This window comes from Streptomyces sp. RPT161, assembly GCF_027533845.1.
Taxonomy (GTDB): Bacteria; Actinomycetota; Actinomycetes; order Streptomycetales; family Streptomycetaceae; genus Streptantibioticus_A; species Streptantibioticus_A silvisoli_A.
The window spans coordinates 1-536 of sequence record NZ_JAPZVN010000105.1; the positions used below are offsets into that span (position 1 = coordinate 1).

The following is a 536-nucleotide window of genomic DNA, read 5'->3' on the forward strand; positions in this document are numbered from 1 at the left end:
CGCAGCAGCCACATCGGCCGACCCACTGGCCGCGTCAGGCCAAAAACGCTGCCGCTGGAACGCATACGTCGGCAACCCCACCCGCACAGCACCACAACCAGCAAACGCCTTAGCCCAATCCACCGCCACGCCATGCGCATACACTTGCGCCACCGCGAAGACCACACGCCGGAGGTCCCCCTCACCACGACGCAGCGTCCCTGCAGTCACTGCGGCACCCTCGTGTTGGTCCACAATGTCCTGGACCGCAGGAAGCAGCACCGGATGCGGACTGACCTCAACCACCGCGCTGGCACCGGCATCCAAAGCAGCCGTCAAAGCCTTCTCAAACAACACCGTATTCCGCAGATTCCGGTACCAGTACTCCGCGCCCCACTCCCCGGTGTCCATCGACTCTCCGGTCACCGACGAATACACCGGCACCCCAGACGACTGCGGGGTAACCGGCGCGAGATCGCTCAGTAAGCGCTCCTGGATCCGCTCGACCAAGTGCGAGTGAGAGGCGTAATCCACCGCAATCCGACGCGCCTGAACCT

1 protein-coding gene is annotated in these 536 nt (G+C 64.2%); it reads right to left on the bottom strand.

From position 1 onward, the window contains the following. Window positions 1-519 (bottom strand): acyltransferase domain-containing protein (locus tag O5O46_RS35105; protein ID WP_269859743.1); only part of this gene is annotated, 519 nt, incomplete at its 3' end. Between the last annotated feature and the right edge of the window lie 17 nt (window positions 520-536).